Source organism: Flavobacterium polysaccharolyticum, from assembly GCF_038739875.1.
GTDB classification, from domain to species: domain Bacteria; phylum Bacteroidota; class Bacteroidia; order Flavobacteriales; family Flavobacteriaceae; genus Flavobacterium; species Flavobacterium polysaccharolyticum.
Genome location: NZ_JBCGDP010000006.1, coordinates 57,619 through 83,670, shown reverse-complemented (window position 1 = coordinate 83,670; position 26,052 = coordinate 57,619). Strand labels below are relative to the sequence as shown.

Genomic DNA, 26,052 nt, shown 5'->3' with positions numbered 1-26,052 from the left:
TTTTTAATCTGATAGCTGAGCTATGCAGTAATCAATTTCACGAATTAATGAATTTATTTTAAGCTTTGTATCTCTTTTATTGTTGTCACTGCCTAATAATGTATTAGCAATTTTGAGTGTTTCATATTGCTTTTTCAGCACTTCAATCTCTTCAGACTGTTGGGATATGATTTGTGAAGCTTCAGATAATTTTCCTCTCAATTCTAGATTGTTTTTTTCTAGATTTTTTATTTTAGAAAAAAGTTTTACAATCTTATTTTCAAGAGTATCAATTATTTCTGCAATTACACTCATTTTTAACCAATTCATTTCTTAATCTTACAAAGTTAGTATTCCTTTTTATTATTACAATATTTTATTAGCTTTTTTGTAGTAAAAAAAAGTAACGCATTGATAATCAGTTAGTGTTTTGTTTTTGTTTTGTTTTTTTTAATTTTAAGAGTTTTGGTTACCTTAGCAAAAAGATTAAAATGAAGTTATTCTGTTTTCTATTACTTTTTTGCAATGCTTTAGTAGGTCAAAATCAGTATCCTAAAGATTATTTTCGATCCCCATTAGATATACCAATGCAGTTGTCTGGTAATTTTGGTGAATTGCGTCCCAATCATTTTCATGCAGGGTTTGATTATAAAACGCAACAGCGTGAAGGTTTGTCTGTTTATGCGGCAGCAGATGGGTATGTCTCTAGAATTAAAATTTCGACTTTTGGTAACGGAAAGACCATTTATGTCACTCATCCAAATGGGTATACTACGGTTTATGCTCATTTGCAAAAAGCAGTTGGATCAATTCAGGAATTAATAAAAAGAAGACAGTACGAAGAAAAAGCTTTCGAAGTTGAGATTTTCTTAAAACCTAATCAGTTAGTTGTGACCAAAGGGCAACTAATCGCTCTTTCTGGAAATACTGGTGCTTCAGAAGGACCACACCTTCATTTTGAAATTAGAGATTCTAAAACAGAATTTATCATCAACCCTATATTTTTTGGCTTTGATTCTTTTTTGAAAGATACAAAAAAACCACAAGTTACAGCGGTTTATGCTTTTCCTTTGGATAATAAAACTACCGTGAATCAGTCTTTGCGTCCCATTCCAATTAATTTGACCTTGCAAAAAGATGGGACTTATTTAGCTGATCCTGTTTTGGCTAACGGAAAGATTGGTTTTGGAATTATTGCCACAGATACGGACGATGTTTCTTTTAATAAAAATGGTGTTTTTGAGGTACAAGCTTTCTACAACGGAACGCCCACTTATGGCTATCAATTTGGGACTTATTCGTTTGATGAAATGCGTTACATCAATGTTTTAATAGATTATGCGAGATATAAAAAATCGCAACAGCGTATTCAGCGATTGTTTCGAACCACGCCATTCGATCTGAGTATCGTAAAAACTGATGAAAGTAATGGGGTACTATCGGTTTTGCCTAATTTGTCAGGTACTTATCGTATTGAAGTAGCTGATTTTTTTAATAACAGAACACTCATCACTATTCCTATAGCTTATGATGAAAAGGCGGCAGTAATTCCAAAAGAAACAACTCCTTCGAATTATTTTATTAAAGCAAAAAAAGAATACATGTTTGAAAAAGATAATTGGACGGTTACTTTTCCTGCCAATACTTTTTATAATGATTTTGATTTGAATCTTTCCGTTGCTAATAAAGTTTTGACTTTACATGATGATACAGTTCCTGTACATTCTAATTTTACAATTAAAGTTCAGGATAGTACTCATACGGCATTGGAAAAAGAGAAAATGTTTTTGGGTAGGATAGAAGGAGGGCGTATATCGTATAATACAACTACTGTAAAAGAAAACACCTTTACCACTAAGGTTAAAATTCTTGGAAAATATGGTCTTGTGTTAGATAATGTAAATCCTGTTGTTAGCATTGGTAAACCTATTGAAGGAAAATGGATTACTACTCAAAAAGAGTTGAAGCTCTCTATCTATGATGCTTTGTCAGGAATTAAATCGTACAATGCCTATTTGAACGATCAATGGATTTTGATGGAGTATGATAATAAAACACGATTATTAACTCATGATTTTAGTGATGGTGTTGTTGCTGAAGGCGCTAATATTCTTAAAGTAATTGTGGTGGACCAAATGGGAAATTCTACTACCTTTGAAACTCATTTTTTTAGAAGTCAAATCATTAAATAGTTCTTCGCTTGAAAGTATTCCAAATCTGCTTTTTTTTCACCCTTATTTTTATCGGTGCGCCTATGTTTTCTCAAAAAGGGAAATTGCAAGGTTTTATATTAGATGATAAAAAAAATCCTATCAATGATGTAAATATAACGATTCAAGGACTTGCTTCACAAACCAATGCAAAAGGATTTTATTCGATTTCGATTCCATCAAATGAAAAAGTAGCTGTTGTTTTTAGTCATATCTCATTTAAAAAAGCCACATTAATTTTGACGGTAACTCCAGATGAAGTGGTAGATTTTAATTTGGTTCTAAGTGAGAAAGAAGAACAAATGGGGGAGGTATTTGTAAATGCTAATAACAAAAAAGGCGTCCAAGGAATTTTGACCATAGACCCAGCTACATTAAAGAATGTTCCTGGAGCTAATCCTGGAATAGAAAATGTTTTGAAATCACTGGCAGGCGTAAATTCCAATAACGAATTAAGCTCTCAATACGCTGTTCGTGGCGGTAATTATGATGAGAATTTAGTGTATGTTAATGAGGTAGAAGTGTATCGTCCTTTTTTGATTCGATCAGGTCAGCAAGAAGGTTTGAGTTTTACGAATACAGATTTGATTCAAAATGTGGATTTCTCTGCAGGTGGTTTTCAAAGTAAATATGGAGATAAGTTATCTTCAGTTTTGGATATAACGTATAGAAAACCAACACAATTTGGGGCAACCGTAGAAGCTAGTTTTTTAGGAGGAAGTGCTTCTTTTGATTTGATTTCAAAAGACAAGCGATGGACGGCAATTACGGGTGTTCGTTACAGGAATAATAGCTTATTGGTCAACAGCCAAGAAACACAAACCAACTATACTCCGTCATTTGTTGATGTACAAACAGCTATCAATTTTCAAGCTTCTTCAAAATGGCAATGGAGTTTTTTAGGAAACATTTCTCAAAACAAGTACAATTATGAGCCTTTAACGCGTCAAACTAATTTTGGGACAATTGATAATCCTCAAGCGTTATTGATTTTTTATGAAGGACAAGAACGTGATCAATACCAAACTTTTTTTGGGGCCGTAAAATCTACTTTTAAAGCTTCGGATGTGTCAACCTATAAATTTATAGGAGCTGTTTTTCATACTTTAGAAAAAGAGCATTTTGATATATTGGCTGAATATCGTTTAGCAGAAGTAGATACCAATATTGGCTCTGAAACCTTGGGAGATGTTTCGTTTTCAAGGGGAATTGGTTCACAATTGAATCATGCTCGAAATGATTTGGATGCCTTAATTGCTAATGCAGAGTTTAAAGGGATACATGATTGGAAAAGCAATCTTGTCGAATGGGGAGTAAAATACACTCGTGAATCTATACGAGACAGAATTAGTGAATGGGAAGTGATTGATTCTGCAGGTTTTGCTCTAAATCCACCGCGTTTTTTACCTAAAAAAGATGAGCCTTATACAATTTACAATGGCCCTTTGGCTCCTTACCAAGATGTGAGAGCAATAAATTTTAATACTATCAATCGTTTTTCGGGTTATTTGCAATGGAGCCGTAAGGCTAATTTAGGGACTAGTTTGGTTTGGTATACTTTGGGGGTTAGAATGCACAGTTGGCAAGTTTTAGGAGGATATGTTTCAGGAGAGCAGCAATTCACTTTTAGTCCAAGAGCTCAGTTTACTATTAAACCCAATACAAAGGCCAATCTTTTGTTTCGATTGTCCGGAGGAATGTACCATCAACCGCCTTCTTATAGAGAACTTCGTGATAGTGATGGAGTAGTTCAGCCCAATGTAAATGCGCAACAATCGATACATGTGGTGCTTGGAAACGATTATAGTTTTAGCTTATGGAATCGTCCTTTTAAATTAGTCACAGAGCTATATTATAAATCATTGTCCGATGTCAATACATATACCATCGACAATGTTAGAATTCGTTATCAAGCCAATAATGATGCAAAAGCATATGCGCAAGGAATTGATGTGAGATGGAATGGCGAGTTTGTGCCTGGTACAGAATCTTGGATAAGTTTTGGGTATTTAAAAACCGAAGAAAATAGTAACGGAAAAGGATTCATTGCTCGACCTACAGATCAACGATTAAAGTTTGCGATGCTGTTTCAAGATTATATGCCGAATATTCCTAGTGTTAAATTGTACCTCAATTTGGTCTACAATACAGGCTTGCCTGGCGGTTCTCCATCGTATGCGGATCCTTTTTTGTATCAAAATAGACTTAGAGATTACCGTCGTGCCGATGTTGGGTTTTCTAAACTTTTAGTCGATAGAAGTGCTTCTAGGCAATATGGAAAATGGGCCAGTAGTTTTCAAGAATTGGCTATTGGTGTTGAAGTGTTTAATATATTTAACAATCAAAATGCTATTACCAACACTTGGGTGCGTGATGTATATACCAAAAATCAATATGGGATTCCTAATTATATGACGACTAGAGTTTTTAATATCAAGTTGAATGCACGTTTTTAATTGGCTAAGTGTTGATTATTTACCGTGATTTCAATACATAATAAGTGTAGGTTTTTGTTAGAATTGTTTACTTTTGAAAATAAATTATGTTTAGCATGAAGATTCAATCAATAATCAGTGGTTTGTTTTTAGTCTTTTTTATGGTGAGTTGTCAGAAAGAAGTTGAAAAGCCTAAAGTGATATATGACAATTCGTCAAAAAATACTGTGGCACCAAAACTAGATTCTACAAAAATAGAAATTGCCGATTTGCCAGTTCAAATGGAAGGAACTGATTATTTGATTCATCCTATAGGAGATTTGCGTATTTATGAAAGAGGAACTAAGTCTAAATATGGTTCTTCAGCTGTAAATGACGTAAGTTTTACGATTAGCAATGTAGCGCAATATGAAATAACAGGATTTTTGCAGAACTTAAAATTTCAAAAAATTGGTTCAGATTCAATTCGCCCTTTAACCACTCAGCCTATTTTAATTGAAACAGCAACTTACTTGAAGCCGGTTTTCAATCGTATCAAAAAACAAATTATGGTGTACACTATGGTTGATGCCGATACGAATAAAGATGGTAAGTTAGATACTAATGATATAAATACATTGTACTTGAGTGCTATTAGCGGTGATGGTTTTACTAAAGTTTCTACAGATTTAGAAGAACTTATAGATTGGAGTTTAATAGAGTCTTCTAATAGATTGTATTTTAGAACTATTGAAGATACTAACAAAAATGGTCAGTTTGATCAAAAAGATGTGGTACATTATAATTATATTGATTTGAATAAAAACGATTGGAAAGTTATTCGTTATTCTCCAATATAATTATATCAAAATATCACTTTCTAGGTCTGATTTTTCTATAGCAATATCAAATCCTAATTGAGCTACTAGTTGAATGACGAGATTTTTATACCAATTTTCAGACTTTGGGTGAATGTATATTTTTTCTATTAGTTGGTTTACATCGACATTAATTTTTAGCCCATCATTCAATTTTAAGTTGTTTTTGGTCACATCGCTTATTATACGGACTTCTCGTTCGTATTGAAAACTTTTTCTTTTGTACAAAAAAGGAAAAAATAAGTCATCAAAAGGAATGTATTCTTTTTTGTAGTCAATATAATTTACCTCTCCAATGTATTGTTGAAAATGGTCTTCAGGCTGTAATGCTTTTTGCAATCTTCCTATGGTGGATTGTATCGCAAGACCCTCGCTATTTTGTGTAAAAATTTGCCACATAGCAAAAGATTCATATTCATTGATGTGCCAACTACTGATAGCTACTTTTTCGCGATGCGTTTTATAGTAATTTAAAAAGTCAGGATTGTCAATTGAAAGTTTTCTGATTTCCTCAAAAGTGGGTTCGCTAAAGGTGCCTTCATATTGATCTTCAAATTTGTCGGACCTAGACATGAACAACTTTTTAGATAATAATAAATCTAAAAATTTAGACAAGTCTAGGTATTTCCAGACAATAGTTTCAGGGTCTTCAGGTAATTTTATATTGGGGTTGTCTAAGTACATTAGTAAAATTTAAAAAAGACTAAAATCTAGTTTAAAGATACAAATCATTTCAGACTATTCAAGGGATTGCATGGTTACTAATTTGTTATAAGTGCCTTCAAGAGCAATCAATTCTTCGTGTGTGCCTTGTTCAACAATTTTTCCTTTTTTCATTACTACAATGACATCTGCTTTTTGAATAGTAGAAAGGCGATGTGCAATAACAATAGATGTTCTGTTTTGCATCATGTTTTCCAAAGCAACTTGAACAAATTTTTCGCTTTCGGTGTCTAACGCTGATGTGGCTTCATCTAGAATCATAATTGGTGGGTTTTTAAGCACCGCTCTGGCAATAGATAAACGTTGTTTTTGGCCGCCAGAAAGTTTGTTTCCGCTATCACCAATGTTGGTGTAAATACCCTTAGGTAGCGTAGATACGAATTCATAGGCATTGGCAACTTTTAAAGCTTCGATGATTTCTTCGTCTGTGGCGTTGGGTTTGCCAAGTGAAATATTGGCTTTAATAGTATCATTAAATAATATACTGTCTTGAGTTACTAATCCCATTAAGCCACGAAGTGATTGTAAATCGATGTCTTTAATGTCAATTCCATCAATAGATATGTTTCCTTCGTTTACATCATAAAAACGAGTGAGCAAGTTTGCAATGGTACTTTTTCCGCTACCAGATTGTCCCACAAGCGCCACAGATTGTCCTTTTTTTACTTGTAGAGAGAAATTTTTCAAAACGTTCTCGTCTTCGTACTTAAAGTTGATGTTAGAAATGGTAATGTCCGATTCAAATGCCTTTTTTTGAATGGCATTTTCTTTGGAAGTGATTTCGTTTTCTACATCTAGAACTTCAAAAACACGTTCCGCCGCGGCCAAACCATTTTTTACGGAATAGGATGCTTTTGAAATGGCTTTTGCTGGCGTAAGAATGTTAAATGCTAGTGTTAAATAAACAATAAAAGAAGCTCCGTCAAGAGTTTTGTCATTTAGGACTAAAAGGCCGCCATAAAAAAGTAAAATAGCAATGGTGGTTACTCCAAGAAATTCGCTCAAAGGTGTTGCGAGGTTGTTTCGACTTCCTATGCTATTGTTTAAATTTAACAATCGTGTTACAGAATTATTGAAAGTGCCTTTAAAAGTAGGTTCAGCATTATAACTTTTAATAACTTTTAACCCACCTAATGTTTCTTCAACCACAGAAATTAACGATCCACTTTCTTTTTGAGCTTCGGCTGATTTGCTTCTTAGGTTTTTTGCTAATTTCGAGATGATCCAACCCGAAATAGGCATAAAAATCAGAACAAATAAAGTTAATTTTGTACTGATAGCAAACATCATTCCTAAGGCAAAAACGATGGTTAGAGGTTCTTTAACTACTAATTCTAGGATAGAAAAAAAAGAATTTTGAACTTCGTTTACATCACCTAGCATGCGTGCCATCATATCACCTTTTCTTTTTTCAGAATAATAAGAGATTGGTAACTCAATAATTTTAGCATACATTGATCTTCTCAAATCCTTTAAAACACCGTTCTTAAGATGCATGATATGGTATGAAGCCAGATAGTTGAATAAATTCTTAATGAAAAATGTTGTAATTACCATTGCTACAACAAACAAAAGTACTACCTCAGTACTTTGGTTCTCTGATAATGATGATATTTTGAAGTTTATATATTCTGTTACATAATCCTTAAGATGTCCTATTCCTGTGTATACGGGTTGAGTGTATTTTTTTTTATCTTCAGTTTTTCCGAAAAGGACCTGTAAAACAGGAAACAATGTCAACATCGAAATCGTGCTAAACAAAGCATATAATACATTATAAATCACATTCCAAATAATATGGGATTGATAAGGTTTTGTATAGGGTATTAATTTTTTTATATTTTGATCCATTTGAATTGTTTTTTATCGTCAAGACCCGATGAGTTCTTGGACTTATCGGGTCTGTCAGAAAAATAGATGGTTTTTATATTAGTTCAATTGCATTGCAGCAATGATGTTTTTTATTTTTTGATTTAAAATATTTTCTACGGTATCAAAGTCAGTAGCTGTTTTTAAGTCGGCATTTACGCTGATGTAAAATTTAATTTTTGGTTCGGTTCCACTTGGTCTTGCACAAATTTTAGAACCATCTTCAGTGTAATAAATTAGCACATTTGATTTTGGAATATCCATGGTCAATTCTTCGCCAGACAATAAATTTTTGGCAATTGAAGATTGGTAATCTTCTACCATAATTACGCGTTGATCGTTGATTTCTTTTAAAGGATTTTCGCGCAAGTCAATCATCATTTGGTTAATGGCTTGTAAACCATCCATTCCTTTTTTGGTTAACGAAACCAAATGTTCTTTGTAGAATCCATGATCTACATATAGTTGAATTAATTCATTGTAAACAGAGCTTCCTTTGGCTTTAGCCTGAGCTGCAACTTCACAAATTAATAATGTAGCAGCAACAGCATCTTTGTCTCTTACGGCATCGCCTACCATAAAACCAAAACTTTCTTCTCCACCGCCAATGAATTGTAATTCTGGGAAGTCTTTAATCATTTTGGCAATCCATTTGAATCCAGTCAAACCTACTTTACATTCTACGCCGTAGGCTGTAGCAAGTTCCATCATCATTGGTGTAGAAACTATGGTAGAACCTACAAATTGTTTACCATTGATTTTTTCGGCTTGTTTCCATTTTTCTAACAAAAAGGCGGTCATCAAAATCATGGTTTGATTTCCGTTTAACAAGACCATTTTTCCTTCGTTATTTCGCACGGCAACACCAAGACGATCGCAATCTGGGTCAGTTCCTACCACAATGTCAGCATTGGTTTTGTCGGCTAGTGCCAATGCCACAGTAAGTGCTTCTGGTTCTTCTGGATTAGGTGATTTTACGGTTGGGAAATCGCCATTTGGTACAGCTTGTTCCTCTACAATATGTACATTTGGATATCCTGCTTTAGAAAGCGTTTCAGGAATAACTGTAATTGAAGTTCCGTGTAAAGAGGTGAAAACAATGTTTAAATTCTCTTTGGCAGTTGCTGGAGTATTAAAACTTGCATTTTCTATAGAGGATTGAATGAATGCTTGATCAATTTCTGTATCGATAAAATGAATTAAGTCTTCGTTAGCCGTGAAATTAATTTCGTCATACTTTAGATTCTCAATAACTTCAATAATTGCACCATCTTGTGGAGGTACAATTTGTCCGCCGTCTTGCCAATATACTTTGTAACCATTGTATTCTGGTGGATTGTGAGACGCAGTTAGCACAATTCCACAATGGCAGTTCAAATGTTTTAAGGCAAAAGACAATTCTGGTGTAGGACGTAAATCTGAAAAAAGGAACACTTCAATTCCGTTAGCAGAAAATACATCAGCTACAACTTTTGCTAAGGTTTTACTGTTGTGACGACAGTCAAAAGCGATGGCTGCTTTTATTTGTTCTCCAGGAAAAACGCTTTTCAAGTAATTGGATAAACCTTGAGTACTTTTTCCTAAAGTATATTTATTGATGCGGTTGTCTCCAACTCCCATAACTCCTCGCATTCCTCCAGTTCCAAACTCTAAGTTCTTATAAAAACTTTCTTCTAAATCTTTTGGAGCGGAAGTCATTAATTCTTTTACAGCATCTTGAGTAGCTGTATCAAATGTTGGGGTAAGCCAAATATTAAGTGCGTCTAGGATATTTTGAGGAATGTGCATTTTATATTGATTTTATATGAAACAATAAATTGTGTTTATTTTTTTTATTTTTATATGAGATTATGATTATAAATTGATTTGATTGGCAATTTTGTATCGCGCTTCATTGTTTTTAGTTCTGAGAATAATCTCGCCAAGAAATCCAGCAAGAAACAATTGTGTACCTAAAATCATTGTTGTTAAAGCAATATAAAACCAAGGATTATTGGTGACCAAAGTGTATTTCATGTCGTTATACATATGATACAATTTGGAGATCCCGATGTAAGCTGCAGCTACAAAACCGATAACAAACATTAAAGAGCCAATTGCTCCAAAAAGATGCATAGGTCTTTTTCCAAAACGGGATAAAAACCAAATGGTAATTAAATCTAAAAAACCATTAATGAAACGATCCATTCCAAATTTGGTTTCTCCGTATTTTCTTGCTTGATGTTGTACAACTTTTTCTCCAATTTTTCCAAAACCAGCATTTTTAGCCAGAACAGGAATGTATCGGTGCATTTCGCCAGAAACCTCAATGTTTTTGACTACAACATTTTTATAAGCTTTTAATCCGCAGTTAAAATCATTCAGTTCAACACCTGATGTTTTTCTAGCAGCCCAATTGAATAATTTTGAAGGCAGATTTTTAGCCACAACCGAGTCATAGCGTTTCTTTTTCCATCCCGAAACCAAATCATATTTTTGTTGGGTAATCATGTTGTATAATCCTGGAATTTCGTCAGGACTATCTTGTAAATCGGCATCCATAGTGATGATTACGTCACCTTTGGCTTGAGCAAATCCAGCATGTAACGCTTGTGATTTACCAAAGTTTTTCATAAAACGAATCCCTTTTACGTTGGGATTTGTAGTAGCAAAATTTTCAATAATGGTCCAAGAATTGTCGGTACTTCCGTCATCCAAAAAAAGGATTTCATAGGAGTAGTTATTGGATTGCATCACTTTTAGAATCCAAGTGTACAATTCTTGTAAGGATTCCTCTTCGTTAAGAAGTGGTATTAGGATAGTTAAATTCATTTAATTGTTTTATTCTTGATAAGATCTTCTAGTTTTGAAAAAAGCTGCCATAATAAGACCAAAGATGCAACTGATAAGTAGATTGAAGAAATAACCTTTCAATTGTGAATCTATATCAAATTGACTGTTTTCTTTCATTCCTTTTATTGCTTCGTTAATTGCAGACGCAGGAGTGTTGAATTTTTGCATCATCGAAACAGTATATTTTATAGTAAGTTCGTTCAGAGTTTCTTTTGCGGAAGGATCAATAAAATTCCATAATACAATATTAAATAGTGTAGAAATCAAAAGACCAATTGCTGCATAAATGAAATAAGTTGTAAATGCATCCTTAAACGAAAAATCGGACTGTATTTCTTTTTTTGTTTTTGATAATAGTATAATGGATAACGTTAGTGAAATTGCAATAATGATAAGTGTAATCCACCATTTAAGGAATAAATTTAAATCTATGGCATATATGATTGAAACAATCATACACGAAACAATTCCATTAATTACTCCAAAAGTAATTCCATTCTTTTTTATAATTTCATTGATCATAATTGGTTCGATTTTTAATTAATCCACAAATATAAGAATTCTCCAATTTAAAGTGGGGTAAAAAATGTTTTTTAGCCAAATACAAAAAAAAAGCAACAATGGTTTGTATATCTAAAAATAAGTGTAAATTTGCACACTCAAAAATAATAGTGTAAATAAAAAGTTATAAGATGTTTATACCTTTTCATTCAGAAGAAAAGCTGCAAAACAAATTATAATTGAACCAATAAAAAAAAGATTTAAGATGAAAAAAGGTATTCACCCAGAAAATTACAGATTAGTTGCTTTTAAAGACATGTCAAATGAAGATGTTTTTATTACTAAATCTACAGCTGAAACAAAAGAAACAATTATTCACGAAGGTGTTGAATATCCAGTAGTGAAAATGGAGATCTCTAGAACTTCTCACCCTTTTTACACAGGTAAATCTAAACTTATCGATACTGCAGGACGTATTGATAAATTCAAAACTAAATACGCAAAACACGTTAAATAATTTTAACTCGTTTTTAAATACAATGAAGCCTTTCTTTTTAGAAAGGCTTTTTTTGTTTGGCTTTGTTTGGATAGAATTTATACCATAAAATGATTTAACTTTGTCTTTGATAACCAAATCGAAAAAGAAACAAAAGCCAAATCAATTTTTTATGAATTACATTCTTTTTGACGGTCCCGCTCGAAATGCTTTGCTGCCGTTTACCTTTACCCGACCCGTTGCAGATATTCTCGTAGGGATTATGACTATTCGTCAAAAATGGGAACTCCACCTTGGGTCGACTACCACTACTTTAACCGAAGAGTATTTATCAGATAAATATCCAATGGTAGAATTAGAAGGCAATGTTATGATCAATGCTTCTTTTTTGCCGAATGCAATTTTGGCAGAATTGGTAAGTAACTTAGAGCCCAATCAAGCCATTTTCAAGAAAGACGAAATCATTGCTTTTTATACTTCAGAAAATCAAGAAGAGGTTGATTTTGAGACTTATGATATTATAGAATACAACGACGATTGTATCACTATTGAAAATACCTGGGACATTTTTTCTAAGAACGATGTCGCTATAAGAGAAGATTTTGAGCTTTTAACACAAGACAGACGTTCTCAACCGATTCCTAAAAGTGTGAATGTAATTGCTTCCGAAAATGTATTTATTGAGGAAGGGGCTAAGTTGGAATATGTAACCTTAAATGCTTCTTCAGGTCCTATTTATATTGGTAAAGATACCGAGATTATGGAAGGTTCTGTGATTCGTGGTCCTTTTGCGCTTTGCGATAATGCTCAAGTTAAAATGGCTTCCAAAATTTATGGGGCAACCACTGTTGGTCCGTATTCTAGAGTAGGCGGAGAGGTGAAAAATGTAGTGATTTTTGCATATTCCAATAAAGGACATGATGGTTTTTTAGGAGACTCAGTATTAGGAGAATGGTGTAATATTGGAGCGGATAGCAACAATTCAAACCTTAAGAATAACTATGAAGAAGTACGTTTGTGGAGCTATCAAACTGAGGGTTTTGCTAAAACAGGGCTTCAGTTTTGTGGTTTAATGATGGGGGATCATAGCAAATGTGGAATCAATACAATGTTTAATACAGGAACTGTAGTAGGAGTGAGTGCTAATATCTTTGGAAGTGGGTTTCCTAGAAATTTCGTTCCAAGTTTCTCGTGGGGAGGAGCTTCTGGATTTACTACCTATCTAACTAAAAAAGCTTTTGAAACCGCTAAATTGGTGATGTCTCGAAGAAATGTTGCTTTTGATGAGAAAGAAGCAGCAATTTTAGAGCACGTTTTTGAAGTTACTAAAAAATATCGCAAAGAATAGTTGGTGCTTCAACTGTTTATAGAAAATGCCTCTTCGTTTTGGAGGGGCATTTTTTATTGCACTTAATCTGGTTACCAATTGCGCAATTCTTTATTTAAACTATCTTTGCACCTTCAAAATTTTGGCGTTCGAAATCATCTGATTTTTAACCTTTAACCTTTTATTTTTAAATTAATGATTACAGTAAACGATATTGCCGTTGAATTTGGTGGCACAACGCTGTTTAGCGAAGTTACATTTGCTATCAATGAAACTGATAAAATTGCCCTTATGGGTAAAAATGGAGCTGGAAAATCTACTTTGTTAAAAATCGTTGCAGGTGCGAACAAACCCACTCGTGGTGTTATTTCGGCTCCAAGTGATGCGGTGGTAGCTTATTTGCCACAGCATTTATTGACGGAAGATAATTGTACCGTTATGGAAGAAACATCCAAAGCTTTTGCGGGTGTTTTGAATATGAAAAAAGAAATTGATGATATCAATGAACAGTTAACTATTCGCACGGATTATGAGAGTGATGAATACATGAAATTGATTGAAAGAGTTTCAGAACTATCTGAAAAATATTACTCCATTGAAGAGGTCAATTATGAAGCTGAAGTTGAAAAAATATTAAAAGGTTTAGGTTTTGAAAGAGAAGATTTTAATCGTCCAACCAAAGAATTTTCTGGAGGTTGGAGAATGCGAATTGAATTGGCGAAAATCCTTTTGACAAAACCTGATTTGATTCTACTCGATGAGCCAACCAATCACTTGGATATGGATAGTATCGAATGGTTAGAGGACTTTCTAATCAATCAAGCCAAAGCCGTTATGGTAATTTCTCACGATAGAGCTTTTGTAGATAATATTACGAATCGTACCATCGAAGTAACAATGGGAAGAATTTATGACTACAAAGCTAAATATTCTCACTATTTAGAATTGAGAAAAGACAGACGCGTTCATCAGCAAAAAGCATATGATGAGCAACAAAAATTTATAGCAGATAATCAAGCATTTATTGAGCGTTTTCGCGGTACTTTTTCTAAAACCGATGCCGTACAATCTCGTGTGAGAATGTTAGAAAAAATTGTTCCTATTGAAGTGGATGAAATTGATACATCGGCTTTACGATTGAAATTTCCTCCATCGGTTCGTTCGGGACAATACCCTGTTATTGTGAAAGATTTGGAAAAATCGTATGGCGATAAATTGATTTTTAAAGATGCCAATTTAGTAATTGAGCGCGGTCAAAAAGTGGCTTTCGTGGGTAAAAATGGTGAAGGTAAATCAACTATGATTAAAGCCATCATGAAGGAAATTGAAATTAACGGAGGTTCTGTTGAAGTTGGGCACAATGCTCAAATTGGTTATTTTGCTCAAAATCAAGCGGCAATGTTGGATGAGAACGCAACCATATTTGAAACCATTGACAGAATTGCTGTTGGTGATGTTCGCACGCAAATAAAAAATATTCTTGGAGCGTTCATGTTTCAAGGAGATGATATTCAAAAGAAAGTAAAAGTGCTTTCGGGTGGAGAAAAAACGCGTTTGGCAATGATTAAGTTATTGTTAGAACCTGTAAATCTTTTGATTCTGGATGAGCCGTCCAATCACTTGGATATGAAAACTAAGGATATTATTAAAGATGCTTTACGTGATTTTGACGGAACTTTAATTCTAGTTTCACACGACCGTGATTTTCTTGACGGATTGGCAACAAAAGTTTTTGAATTTGGAAACAAACGTGTGGTAGAACATTTTGAAGATATCAAAGGTTTCCTTGCTCATAAGAAAATGGATAGTATGCGAGAAATTGAAAAGAAATAATTTACTTTTTCTGAAATAATAAAAAAGGCAAGTGATTCAATTCACTTGCCTTTTTTATTTACTATTAAACCTTTTGCAATTTTGTCTATCTTAGAGGTGTATTAACGGTAAAAAATAAAAAGCATGAAAAATGTATTGCCTTATTTGACACTTTTCTTAATGAGTTGTTTTAGTCTTTCGATCAATGCTCAATCCAATGATGAACCTGAAGCATTGGGGATACCTGGAGATAATTTGAATTTGTATGCAGTTTTAGATGTTTTTCAAAAATCAAAAACATTAGAGGATTTTGAGAAAGCGATAAATGATGAAGAAGGGAAAATCAATAATCTTGATTTGAACAATGATGATGCTATTGATTATATTCAAGTAGTTAGTGAGAAGAAAGGAGATTTATTTTTTGTGGTTTTACAAGTGGCAGTTAGTTCATCTGAAAAACAAGATGTTGCAGTTGTTGAGGTAACCAAAGATAAAAAAGGACAGGTGTTGGTTCAAATCATTGGTGATGAAGAATTATACGGTAAAGATTATATTGTTGAACCTGCAGAAGTTGACAGAGTTTCAGGTACACCAAATCCAGGCTATAAGGGCGAAGGAACGGTTGTTATTAACAATAATACGACCAACAATTATAGTACTAGTAGTGGAACAACGGTTAGTGCTTGGCCTGTAGTGATTTATATGTTTTCTCCATTGTTTATACCTTGGCATTCTCCATGGTATTGGGGGTATTATCCGCCATACTGGAGACCTTGGCGTCCTGTTTTTTATCATAATTATTGGGGTTATCACAGGCATTATTATGGTAACCGTTACTATCATCGAACAGTAATCATTCGAAATCCAGGTCACCGAGTGTATTATTCTAATCGAAGAACTACTTCGGTTGTGGTGAGAAATAATAGAGTAAATGGAAATTATAGGGCTACTTATGATGGAAGAACATATAGACAGCCAGCTTCTTCAGTGGTTCGTCCAAGTAATGTGAATAGACCATCGGTAAACAGACCAGCAACAAGACCTTCTGTTAAACCGAATGTCTCTAATAGTAATGGAGTGAATCGTCCATCTACTAGGCCTTCTGATAGATCACCTTCAACATCTAGACCTTCAACTCCAAATGTTCGTCCAAGTACTCCATCAGCACGATCTACTTCAAGACCAGTAGTAAAACCCACTGCTGTAAATAGGGGAGGCAATCGAGCTGGGCGAAATAATTAAAATGAAAGCTACCTATAAAAAGGTAGTTTTTTTATAAACGAATCCCAGGAGGAAGAAGTTCTTTATACGAAGGATTTTTTTTGAAGAAATGTACGATTTTTGGTAAAATTGGGACGGCTTTCATGTTGCGTTCACTGATGTTGTCTAAAATAGCTTTGAAAAATTGTTGGATTATTTCTTCATCAGAAAATGAATCAGGTGCACTGAATTTCGTTAGAAAAATCTTTTTCTCTTGAAAGGAATATTCAACGATTAAAAGTCCTTCAGCTACAATGGTTTCAAATTGTCGTGCAAAAATATTATCTTTAATTTCCATTGTAATGATTGTTTTTGAAAAATTAAGTTTAGTTTTTTTAAACTTACTCTTTTGTGGGTAAAGAATAATTTTTTACAAAGGTAATAAATTGATAATCAATCAATAGGATTTATTGTGTTATTTCTAGTAGAACGCTGTGTTTATTTTTTTTGTACTTAACAAAAGGTTGTTAAAGGAGAAGTAATTAAAATTACAATAATTTGATTCATATTTTGTTTTTTAAAGCTAAATTTAGCTTGTTTTAGAATACACTTAAATGAATAAAATTCCAGTTTACTTTATGCCCGGTTTGGCGGCTAGTTCCGCTATTTTTGAACGAATTGATTTACCCAAAGAACAGTTCGAAATAATCTTATTAGAATGGGAGATTCCGATTCCTTCCGAAACGCTCTTTCAGTATGCTGAAAGAATGGCTGTAAAGGTAACTCATGAAAACCCTGTGTTGATTGGAGTGTCGTTTGGTGGGATATTGGTTCAAGAAATGGCTTCATTTTTACGTCCTTTTCGGGTTATAATCATTTCGAGCGTCAAAACAAATTTGGAATTTCCTAGACGAATGAAAGTTGCCAAGACCACCAAAGCATACAAATTGATTCCTACGAGTTTGATTCTGAATGTAGAGAATTTAGCTAAATTTTCTTTTGGAGAAAAAATTAAAAGCCGATTACAATTGTATGAAAAGTTTCTTTCGGTTCGAGATATCAATTATTTAGATTGGGCTATTGAACAAGTGATTCTTTGGGAACGAACCGAGGTTGATACCAAAGTGATTCATGTTCATGGGGATCAAGATGATGTTTTTCCAATAAAATATATCTCAAATGCAATTGTAGTACCAGGCGGAAATCACGCGATGATTTTGTTTAGATTCCGTTGGTTGAACGATCATTTACCAGAATTAATTCTTACTGGAACTAAAAAAGGCGATTAACTTTAATTAGTCAATCGCCTTTTGTAAACTATTAGGATGTAGCAATTAGATTTTTTTCATTTGCTCTTTCATCAAAGTAATTTGTTCTTTCAACATATTTTGTTTGTCTAACTTTTTTGCCTCATTCAATAAGTTAGTTGCTTCTAATTTTCTTCTTCTAGAAAGGGCGATTCCTGCTAAGTTAAGTTTTGCTACGGCCAAATCCATATCCATAGAAAGTCCAAGTTCAATAGCTTTTTTGAAGAATTTTTCAGCTTGATTGATATTTGTTTGCGAAACCATAATTCCGTGAAGGTAATTAAAGTATCCTTGTTGTTTTTTAACTAAAGCTGTTTCAGGATTTTTGATATACGCTAACCATTTTTGAGCGCCAGGGAAATCTTGTTTTCTTAATTTTAAAAAGGCTAATAAAATGAATTCATTTTTGTAGTAAAGAAAAATAGGAAAGGCACTCAAAAATAAAAGGAAAATTCCGTTTCCAATATTAGACTCTGTAAATTGCCAAATTCCTGCAATGATGATTAATGCAGCGAGGATAAGTTTGATATTTCTGTGAAACATAATAGGTGTTAAATTTAGATTGCAAAGATAGTAAAAGGAATTAAAAATATTTTTATAAAACTACTTGCTAGAAAAAAAAGTCTTTGTATATTTGCACTCGGTTTTGGAATAAGGGTTAGTCCAAAGAAAATTAGATATATAAATTACTATTTTAAAGATACAAAGCAATGAGCAAAAGAACATTTCAACCATCGAAAAGAAAAAGAAGAAATAAACACGGATTTATGGACAGAATGGCGTCTGCGAATGGAAGAAAAGTTCTAGCGCGTAGAAGAGCTAAAGGAAGACACAAATTGACTGTTTCTAGCGAACCTAGACACAAAAAATAATGTTTTCATAAACATAATAAAGGCGTTACTTATTGTTAGTATCGCCTTTTTTTATACCCAAACGCGACAGGCGTAGATTAGTTTCCTCGGAATAAGTACAATAACAACACAATCCCATACAAAATGCCAAAAGATACATCGATAAAATCCGTTTTAATAATAGGTTCAGGACCTATTGTAATTGGTCAAGCTTGCGAATTTGATTATGCAGGTTCTCAATCTGCACGCTCTATTCGTGAAGAAGGAATAGAAGTTATTCTTATAAATTCGAATCCAGCTACAATTATGACGGATCCTTCTATGGCGGATCACGTTTATCTAAAACCTTTAACTACAAAATCTATTATTGAAATTCTTAAAGCACATCCACAGATTGATGCTGTTTTGCCTACAATGGGAGGTCAAACAGCTTTGAATTTATGTTTGGAGGCGGATGAAAAAGGAATATGGGACGATTTTGGGATAAAAATGATTGGTGTTGATGTAAATGCAATCAACATCACCGAAGATAGAGAGCAGTTCAAACAACTACTTCAAAAAATTAATGTTCCAACAGCTCCTGCTAAAACAGCAACTTCTTTCCTTGAAGGTAAAGAAATTGCTCAAGAATTTGGTTTTCCGTTAGTAATTCGTCCATCGTTTACTTTAGGAGGAACTGGAGCTGCTTTTGTTCATACCAAAGAAGAATTTGATGAAAAACTAACCTATGGTTTGGAAATGTCACCAATTCACGAAGTATTGATCGATAAAGCGCTACTAGGTTGGAAAGAATATGAGTTAGAGCTTTTAAGAGATAAAAATGACAACGTAGTGATCATTTGTTCTATCGAGAACATGGATCCTATGGGAATCCACACTGGAGACTCGATTACAGTAGCTCCAGCAATGACTTTATCGGATACGACTTTCCAAAAAATGCGTGATATGGCCATCTTGATGATGCGTTCTATCGGAAATTTTGCTGGAGGTTGTAACGTACAGTTTGCGGTTTCTCCTGATGAAAAAGAAGATATCGTTGCTATCGAAATCAACCCTCGTGTATCTCGTTCTTCTGCTTTGGCTTCTAAAGCTACAGGATATCCAATTGCTAAAATTGCTTCGAAATTGGCTTTGGGCTACAACTTAGATGAACTACAAAATCAAATTACAAAATCTACATCAGCTTTATTTGAGCCAACTTTAGATTATGTAATTGTAAAAATTCCTCGTTGGAATTTTGATAAATTCGAAGGTTCTGATAGAACGTTAGGACTTCAAATGAAATCTGTAGGTGAGGTAATGGGAATTGGACGTTCGTTTCAAGAAGCATTACACAAAGCCACTCAATCATTAGAAATCAAACGTAATGGATTAGGTGCTGACGGAAAAGGGTATACCAATTACGAGCAAATTATTGAAAAACTAACGTTTGCTAGTTGGGATCGTGTTTTCGTAATTTATGATGCTATTGCAATGGGAATTCCGTTGAGTCGTATTCACGAAATTACCAAAATCGATATGTGGTTCTTAAAACAATACGAAGAACTTTATATCTTGGAAAAAGAAATTTCTAACTATAAAGTAGATACTTTATCGAGAGAATTGCTACTTGAAGCCAAGCAAAAAGGATTTGCCGACAGACAAATTGCTCATATGATGGGTTGTTTGGAAAGTCAAGTACACGAGTTGAGAGAAAAGATGAACATCAATCGTGTGTTCAAATTGGTTGATACTTGTGCGGCTGAGTTTAAAGCGCAAACACCATATTACTACTCAACTTTTGAGGCTGAAATTGAAAAAGCCAATGGAGAGCGTTATGTTGATAACGAAAGTATAGTAACAGATAAAAAGAAAATTGTCGTTCTTGGATCAGGACCAAACAGAATTGGCCAAGGAATTGAATTTGATTACTCTTGTGTGCATGGCGTTTTAGCGGCAAAAGAGTGTGGTTACGAAACCATTATGATCAATTGTAACCCTGAAACGGTTTCTACTGATTTTGATACTGCGGATAAATTGTATTTTGAACCAGTTTTCTGGGAGCATATTTATGACATCATCAAACACGAAAGACCAGAAGGTGTTATCGTGCAGTTAGGTGGACAAACCGCTTTGAAATTAGCTGAAAAGCTATCTAAATATGGTATAAAAATCATCGGAACAAGTTTTGAAGCTTTAGATTTAGCAGAAGATAGAGGACGTTTCTCTGATCTTTTGACTGAATTAGAAATTCCTTTCCCTCAGTTTGGAATTGCAGAGACTGCTGATGAAGCTTCGGCTTTAGCAGATAAATTAGATTTCCCATTGTTGATTCGTCCATCTTATGTATTGGGTGGTCAAGGAATGAAAATCGTGATCAACAAACAAGAATTAGAAGAACACGTTATCAACTTGTTGAAGTCTATTCCAGGTAACAAACTACTTTTAGATCATTACTTAGCGGGAGCTATTGAAGCTGAAGCGGATGCGATTTGCGATGGTGAAAACGTGTACATCATAGGAATTATGGAACATATTGAGCCATGTGGAGTACACTCTGGTGACAGTAATGCTACTTTGCCTCCTTTTAATTTAGGGGAATTCGTAATGCAACAAATTAAAGATCATACTAAGAAAATTGCCTTGGCATTGAAAACGGTAGGATTAATCAATATTCAGTTTGCGATAAAAGATGATATGGTTTACATCATAGAAGCTAATCCTAGAGCTTCTAGAACGGTACCGTTTATTGCAAAAGCTTACGGTGAACCTTACGTGAATTATGCTACAAAGGTGATGCTTGGAGTAAATAAAGTAACTGATTTTGATTTCAATCCACAGTTAAAAGGTTATGCTATTAAACAACCGGTTTTCTCATTTAGTAAGTTCAAAAATGTAAACAAAGCTTTAGGGCCAGAAATGAAATCTACTGGAGAAAGTATTTTGTTTATTGATGACTTGAAAGATGATCAATTCTATGAGTTGTATTCTAGAAGAAAAATGTACTTGAGTAAATAAACTCAAATCAATTTATAGAAAAAGCCCCTTCTTTAGGGGCTTTTTTCGTGTCTTAAAAAAAAACTAACGGTTTTGTTATTTGTTCGTAGCTATTGGTTTGTCGTTTCGGCTCCATTCGCTCCAAGAGCCTACATACAATTTAGGTATAGCAAAACCTGCATGATGTATGGCTAATAAAGTATGGCAAGCGGTAATACCCGAACCACAATGAACAATGGTATTTTCTGTAGAAGATTCGGCAAGGATAGGGCTGTATTTTTCTTTTAAAACTTCTGGTGGCAAAAATAAACCGTTTTCATCTAGGTTGTGAGTAAAAGGAATGTTGATGGCGCCAGAAATATGCCCTGCAATTAAATCAATGGGTTCGCTTTCTCCGTTATAGCGAAAAGCTTCTCGAACATCAATTACGGTATGTGAAGGAAGTTCAGCTACTTTTTCTACTTCATCAATTGAAGCTATAGGCCATTGCCAAGTTGTACAAGGATAGTTTTCTTTTTTGGCTATAGAAACTGGTTCTGAATTTACAGGGAAACCTATTTTCTCTGCTGCTTGAATGCCACCATTAAGTACTTGTACTTTTTCGTGACCAATAGCGCGTAGCATCCACCAAAAGCGAGCGGCGGCATTTGCTCCATTTTTATCGTCATAAACTACTACCCAAGTTTGAGGAGTAACTCCTAAATCGCCCAAAGTTTTTGAAAAATCTTCAATGCTTGGCAAGGGATGTCTTCCTCCAACAGCAACATTAGTTTCGATAGTAGCCAATTGTGTATTAGCATCTGCAAAAATGGCTCCTTCCAAATGCTTGCTATCATAATTAAGTCTAGTGTTTGGCCCGTTGCTGGCATCAATCAAAAGGATGTTTTCGGTTTTGTAAATAGTTAGTAGCTCTGTGGCATTTATAATTGGGGATATTGACATATTCAATTTTTAGTTGGTTTCAAAAGATTTTTTCAAACTATAATATAATAACATTCCTGTAATTTCATTGGTGTAGTTTATGGAGGCACTAAACAAATGATTATTGATGAAAGTGTTATAGATTTCTTGTGTTAATACAAGTCTGTCATTTTTAGCATTGTAGAGTCTAATCGTTATTTTGTAGAATTGGCGAGGTCCTAACTTTAGATTTGAAGCTTTTATTTCGGATTTGAGTTCTTTTATTTTAGTATAGGTATTGGTTAATAATTGAACCGAAAAATTCTTATGCTCTTCCAAAGTTACTTTTTTATCACCTTTAAGAGATTCGTAGCTTGAACTGAAATAGTTGTATTTGTTCCTTTCAAAACCAATCAAAAGTGGAGGTTTGGAATGGATAGAGGTAGCTTCTTGAACATTGTTTTTGATAAAAGTATATCCTTTGTTTTGAAGTTCTTCAGATGTTTTGAGTTCGGTTACTTTAAATCCTTTTGGTATAGCAATTTTCCAATCAAATAGATTACAGATGAATATGTTGTTCTCTATTTTTCCATTAGTGACTTCTTCTATAATTATTTCTTCTGGGTCAATATTTATTACCTTTTCTTGTGCGTAAAAAAAGGGAGTAAAACAGAGAAAAAATAATAGAAGGAGGCTATTCTTCATTTGCAATAGCTTTCAAATTAGTAATAGCATCGCCTGTAAGATCAGCGACATGTTTGGTGATTTTTTCTATATCCCAATCCCACCACTTAAGTTCTAAAAGTGTTTCGATTTTTTCATCAGTGAATCTTTTTTTAATCACTTTTGATGGGTTGCCTCCCACTATCGAGTATGGTGGAACATTTTTGGTTACTGTTGTATTGGCAGCAATTATTGCTCCGTCACCTATTGTTATTCCTGGTAAAATTGTCACATTGTAACCTATCCAAACATCATTGCCTACTATTGTGTTTCCTTTGTTCGGATATGTTTTGTGTTTCATAGCATTTTGCCAATCGTGGCCAAAGATCGCAAAGGGATACGAACTAATGCTTTGGGTTAAATGGTTCGCTCCGTTCATAATAAACGTCACGTTAGAAGCAATCATGCAAAACTTACCAATAATCAATTGATCTCCTATGAAATCAAAATGATATTTTACATTTTTTTCAAAATTTGACACATCTTCAAAATCATCATAATAGGTATAGTCTCCAACTATAATGTTGGGATTGGTGATTGTGTTTTTTAAGAAACATAATCTTGTGTAGTTTTCGAGTGGAAATTTTTGATCTTTATTTGGGTATTGCATATTACTCTTTTGGTGTCTTTTTCTGATTGCTATTTATTTTAGATTTTTTTTGAAAAAATCAATGGTTCTTGTCCAAGCTAAAGTGGCTGCTTTTTCATCATATCTAGGCGTAGTATTGTTGTGAAAACCATGATTTACATCGGGATAGATGTGAACAGTATAATCGACTTTATTTTGTTTTAAAATGGTTTCATAGGCCGGCCAGCCTTCATTTACTCGAGTATCTAAGCCTGCATATTGTATCAAAAGCGGTGCTTTTATTTTAGCAGCATCTTCTGCGCTAGGTTGACCACCATAAAACGGTACTGCTGCTCCTAATTTTGGTATTCGAACGGCCATCATATTGGCAATCCAACCGCCAAAACAAAATCCTACTACACCCACATGGCCATTACAATCTTTATGATCTTTTAAAAATTCGTAAGCGGCAATAAAATCTTCGAGCATTTCTTCACGGGTGCGTTTTTTTTGTAATTCACGACCAGCATCATCATTTCCGGGATATCCACCAAGCGGACTCAAAGCATCGGGTGCTAATGTGATAAAGCCATCTATAGCTCCTCTTCTTCCAACATCTTCAATGTAGGGATTTAAACCTCTGTTTTCATGAACTACAATAATACTTGGAAGTTTTTTCTTTTTGTCTGTTGGTTTAGAAAGTAATCCTTTGATTGTTCCGCCTCCTTTTGTGGAAGGGTAGCTAATCATGGCTGATTCTAATCTTGGATCATCGGCTGCGATAGTTTGAGTGTCTTTATAATTTGGCGTTATGAAATTGAGTAGTGTAGGAACAGTCAAACTACCCACAGCAAAAAGCGATAATTTTTCAATAAATTGCCTTCTTTCAATTTTGTTATGGGCATAATCATCATATAAATCAAAAACTTCTTGGCTAATATCAGCTTTGGTAATCTCTTTCATGGTGGGTTGTTTTTTGGTTATGTAGGTTTTATTTGTTGAGTAATAAATCTATTACCCCAAGAGCTAAGGCGGCTCCAATATTATTAGTTCCGTAAGGGTTAAAAGAATCTATTTTTGTTCCACTCGCATACAGAGCGTTTTGTGGAATATAAAACGATTTACTGTATTTTGATTCTTGGTTTTTTAAATAAAATGTATCGTTCAAACCACTAGTGGGATTATAAATATTCAACAAATAGGGTGTAGTATGCGTTTTGAAACTGAAATTAGGATAAGTAAATTGGATGCTGTTGTAATTTGAAAACACCAATTTAGGTTGAAAAGATGCTACAGGAATGTGCATTTTGAGCTGCTGAGCATTCATTTGAGAAGTAGCAAATACAATTATGAAAAATAGTGTTCTCATAGATAGAAGGTTTTTGCATATAAAAATAACTTTTTTTTCGCTTACTTAATGAGTGATTATAAATTCTAGCGTTATTTAGTTATTTTTATTGCATTAAAAATAACTAAAATACTGTTTTTGGTATATAATCTTCAAGTTTTATGGCTCTTTTTCAACGATTGAATTCCAAATTAACGCCCATTATCAATACTGGATTTGGGACCAATGCTACTGTGAACGGAAAACGCTTTTTGGACAAGGAAGGTAGTGCTAGAGTGAAACGTTTAGGCTTAACTTTTTTTGAAAGAAATAGTTGGTACCATACACTTTTGGATTTGCCTACTTGGAAGTTCCTTCTGCTATTGTTGTTGTTTTACATAGGAATTAATTTTGTTTTTGCTTGTTTGTATTTCGCCATCGGAATAGAACACTTAAATGGTATAGCGACTACTCAAAGTCAATGGGAGCAGTTTGGACAAGCTTATTTTTTTAGTGCACAAACTTTTACCACTGTTGGATATGGTCATATAAGTCCCGTTGGTTTTTTAACCAGTTCGCTCTCTGCAGCCGAAGCGTTAACGGGACTTCTGAGTTTTGCTATTGCAACAGGTTTGTTTTTCGGGCGTTTTAGTAAGCCTAGAGTTTATCTAAGGTTTTCTGAGAATGCGATTATCGCACCATATCATGGAGGAACAGCATTAATGTTTAGAATGGCACCCTACAAAAACACTAATTATTTGGATACAGAAGTCAATGCAACATTTGGTTTGAGTATAGAAGAAAATGGCGTGTTGACGAACAAGTTTTATACGTTAGATTTAGAAATCAGTAAAGTGAATACCCTAATGCTTAGTTGGACAATTGTACATCCCATTACCGAAAAAAGCCCATTTTATCAATTTACTGCCCAAGATTTCGAAACCTTACAAGGTGAAATATTAGTTTTTATTAAAACTTTTGATGATATGTACAGCACAACGGTTGCAACAAGAACGTCTTATATTTTTCCAGAAGTCGTTTATGGTGCTAAGTTTAGGTCGATGTTTGAAAGTAGTACAAAACACTCGCATACTTTAATACATTTAGATCAGCTCAATGATTTTGAAAAAGTGACGTTATAATTTTTATTTTCCATTGT

Annotated in this window: 24 protein-coding genes; 11 read left to right on the top strand and 13 right to left on the bottom strand. The window is 33.9% G+C overall.

The window, feature by feature from the left end:
- Positions 1-3: 3 nt before the first annotated feature.
- Entirely contained in the window at positions 4-294 is a 291-nt protein-coding gene (locus WFZ86_RS07900) for a hypothetical protein (RefSeq protein WP_342691435.1), read from the bottom strand.
- A gap of 176 nt (positions 295-470) precedes the next feature.
- Here WFZ86_RS07900 and WFZ86_RS07895 point away from each other — a divergent pair, with 176 nt between their 5' ends.
- From WFZ86_RS07895 to WFZ86_RS07885, 3 genes are all read left to right on the top strand, one after another.
- Entirely contained in the window at positions 471-2,171 is a 1,701-nt protein-coding gene (locus WFZ86_RS07895; protein WP_342691434.1) for a M23 family metallopeptidase, read from the top strand.
- Between the two features lie 62 nt (positions 2,172-2,233).
- Positions 2,234-4,645, top strand: coding sequence for a TonB-dependent receptor (locus WFZ86_RS07890; protein WP_342691433.1), 2,412 nt, complete (start codon positions 2,234-2,236; stop codon positions 4,643-4,645).
- Between the two features lie 95 nt (positions 4,646-4,740).
- A complete protein-coding gene (locus tag WFZ86_RS07885; RefSeq protein WP_342691432.1) occupies positions 4,741-5,463 on the top strand; it encodes a hypothetical protein in 723 nt (240 codons plus the stop codon).
- Here the strand turns inward: WFZ86_RS07885 and WFZ86_RS07880 are convergent, their stop codons facing one another.
- The 5 genes from WFZ86_RS07880 to WFZ86_RS07860 all read right to left on the bottom strand — a co-directional run bounded on the left by WFZ86_RS07880 (position 5,464) and on the right by WFZ86_RS07860 (position 11,427).
- Positions 5,464-6,165: a hypothetical protein gene (locus WFZ86_RS07880; protein ID WP_342691431.1), complete on the bottom strand. Its 702-nt coding sequence runs from the start codon at positions 6,163-6,165 to the stop codon at positions 5,464-5,466.
- A gap of 54 nt (positions 6,166-6,219) precedes the next feature.
- The gene (locus WFZ86_RS07875; protein WP_342691430.1) at positions 6,220-8,055 is read right to left on the bottom strand and encodes an ABC transporter ATP-binding protein; all 1,836 of its coding nucleotides are present in this window, start codon (positions 8,053-8,055) and stop codon (positions 6,220-6,222) included.
- 78 nt (positions 8,056-8,133) lie between these two features.
- A complete protein-coding gene (locus tag WFZ86_RS07870) occupies positions 8,134-9,861 on the bottom strand; it encodes a phospho-sugar mutase (RefSeq protein ID WP_342691429.1) in 1,728 nt (575 codons plus the stop codon).
- A 66-nt stretch (positions 9,862-9,927) separates the two neighbouring features.
- Positions 9,928-10,884: a glycosyltransferase family 2 protein gene (locus tag WFZ86_RS07865; protein WP_342691428.1), complete on the bottom strand. Its 957-nt coding sequence runs from the start codon at positions 10,882-10,884 to the stop codon at positions 9,928-9,930.
- A 9-nt stretch (positions 10,885-10,893) separates the two neighbouring features.
- Complete coding sequence (locus tag WFZ86_RS07860) at positions 10,894-11,427, bottom strand: DUF4199 domain-containing protein (protein WP_342691427.1); 534 nt, start codon at positions 11,425-11,427, stop codon at positions 10,894-10,896.
- A gap of 244 nt (positions 11,428-11,671) precedes the next feature.
- Between WFZ86_RS07860 and WFZ86_RS07855 the strand changes: the two genes are divergently transcribed.
- The 4 genes from WFZ86_RS07855 (at position 11,672) to WFZ86_RS07840 (ending at position 16,283) form a co-directional block, all read left to right on the top strand.
- The gene (locus WFZ86_RS07855; RefSeq protein ID WP_159682559.1) at positions 11,672-11,923 is read left to right on the top strand and encodes a type B 50S ribosomal protein L31; all 252 of its coding nucleotides are present in this window, start codon (positions 11,672-11,674) and stop codon (positions 11,921-11,923) included.
- 151 nt (positions 11,924-12,074) lie between these two features.
- Positions 12,075-13,250: a GlmU family protein gene (locus WFZ86_RS07850; RefSeq protein ID WP_342691426.1), complete on the top strand. Its 1,176-nt coding sequence runs from the start codon at positions 12,075-12,077 to the stop codon at positions 13,248-13,250.
- Positions 13,251-13,424: 174 nt separating this feature from the next.
- On the top strand, positions 13,425-15,062 hold the full coding sequence (locus WFZ86_RS07845; RefSeq protein ID WP_315140298.1) for an ABC-F family ATP-binding cassette domain-containing protein: 1,638 nt from the start codon (positions 13,425-13,427) through the stop codon (positions 15,060-15,062).
- Between the two features lie 123 nt (positions 15,063-15,185).
- Positions 15,186-16,283: a hypothetical protein gene (locus WFZ86_RS07840; protein ID WP_342691425.1), complete on the top strand. Its 1,098-nt coding sequence runs from the start codon at positions 15,186-15,188 to the stop codon at positions 16,281-16,283.
- Positions 16,284-16,314: 31 nt separating this feature from the next.
- Here the strand turns inward: WFZ86_RS07840 and WFZ86_RS07835 are convergent, their stop codons facing one another.
- Positions 16,315-16,599 (bottom strand): GNAT family N-acetyltransferase, encoded by a 285-nt coding sequence (locus tag WFZ86_RS07835; RefSeq protein ID WP_342691424.1) that lies wholly within the window; start codon positions 16,597-16,599, stop codon positions 16,315-16,317.
- Positions 16,600-16,855: 256 nt separating this feature from the next.
- On the opposite strand from WFZ86_RS07835, the gene WFZ86_RS07830 reads away from it, so the two are divergent.
- Complete coding sequence (locus tag WFZ86_RS07830; protein ID WP_342691423.1) at positions 16,856-17,530, top strand: alpha/beta fold hydrolase; 675 nt, start codon at positions 16,856-16,858, stop codon at positions 17,528-17,530.
- A gap of 45 nt (positions 17,531-17,575) precedes the next feature.
- Here WFZ86_RS07830 and WFZ86_RS07825 read toward each other — a convergent pair whose 3' ends face one another.
- A complete protein-coding gene (locus WFZ86_RS07825) occupies positions 17,576-18,091 on the bottom strand; it encodes a DUF2892 domain-containing protein (RefSeq protein WP_342691422.1) in 516 nt (171 codons plus the stop codon).
- A 167-nt stretch (positions 18,092-18,258) separates the two neighbouring features.
- Here WFZ86_RS07825 and rpmH point away from each other — a divergent pair, with 167 nt between their 5' ends.
- Both rpmH and carB read left to right on the top strand, forming a co-directional pair.
- Positions 18,259-18,420, top strand: a complete 162-nt coding sequence (gene rpmH / locus WFZ86_RS07820) for a 50S ribosomal protein L34 (protein WP_008464848.1) — start codon at positions 18,259-18,261, stop codon at positions 18,418-18,420.
- A gap of 123 nt (positions 18,421-18,543) precedes the next feature.
- The gene (gene carB / locus WFZ86_RS07815) at positions 18,544-21,396 is read left to right on the top strand and encodes a carbamoyl-phosphate synthase large subunit (protein WP_342691421.1); all 2,853 of its coding nucleotides are present in this window, start codon (positions 18,544-18,546) and stop codon (positions 21,394-21,396) included.
- A 75-nt stretch (positions 21,397-21,471) separates the two neighbouring features.
- Here carB and WFZ86_RS07810 read toward each other — a convergent pair whose 3' ends face one another.
- From WFZ86_RS07810 to WFZ86_RS07790, 5 genes are read right to left on the bottom strand one after another with little or no spacing between them, the layout of a single operon-like run.
- Positions 21,472-22,317, bottom strand: coding sequence for a sulfurtransferase (locus WFZ86_RS07810; protein WP_342691420.1), 846 nt, complete (start codon positions 22,315-22,317; stop codon positions 21,472-21,474).
- Positions 22,318-22,326: 9 nt separating this feature from the next.
- On the bottom strand, positions 22,327-22,980 hold the full coding sequence (locus WFZ86_RS07805; RefSeq protein WP_342691419.1) for a hypothetical protein: 654 nt from the start codon (positions 22,978-22,980) through the stop codon (positions 22,327-22,329).
- Positions 22,970-23,608 carry a CatB-related O-acetyltransferase gene (locus WFZ86_RS07800; RefSeq protein ID WP_342691418.1) on the bottom strand — a complete coding sequence of 213 codons (639 nt, stop codon included), beginning with the start codon at positions 23,606-23,608 and terminating at the stop codon, positions 22,970-22,972. Before WFZ86_RS07800 ends, WFZ86_RS07805 begins: the two co-directional genes overlap by 11 nt.
- Positions 23,609-23,641: 33 nt before the next feature.
- Positions 23,642-24,529, bottom strand: coding sequence for a dienelactone hydrolase family protein (locus tag WFZ86_RS07795; RefSeq protein WP_342691417.1), 888 nt, complete (start codon positions 24,527-24,529; stop codon positions 23,642-23,644).
- Between the two features lie 28 nt (positions 24,530-24,557).
- Positions 24,558-24,935, bottom strand: coding sequence for a hypothetical protein (locus WFZ86_RS07790; RefSeq protein ID WP_342691416.1), 378 nt, complete (start codon positions 24,933-24,935; stop codon positions 24,558-24,560).
- Between the two features lie 140 nt (positions 24,936-25,075).
- Between WFZ86_RS07790 and WFZ86_RS07785 the strand changes: the two genes are divergently transcribed.
- Positions 25,076-26,035, top strand: coding sequence for an ion channel (locus WFZ86_RS07785; protein ID WP_342691415.1), 960 nt, complete (start codon positions 25,076-25,078; stop codon positions 26,033-26,035).
- Positions 26,036-26,052: the final 17 nt, after the last annotated feature.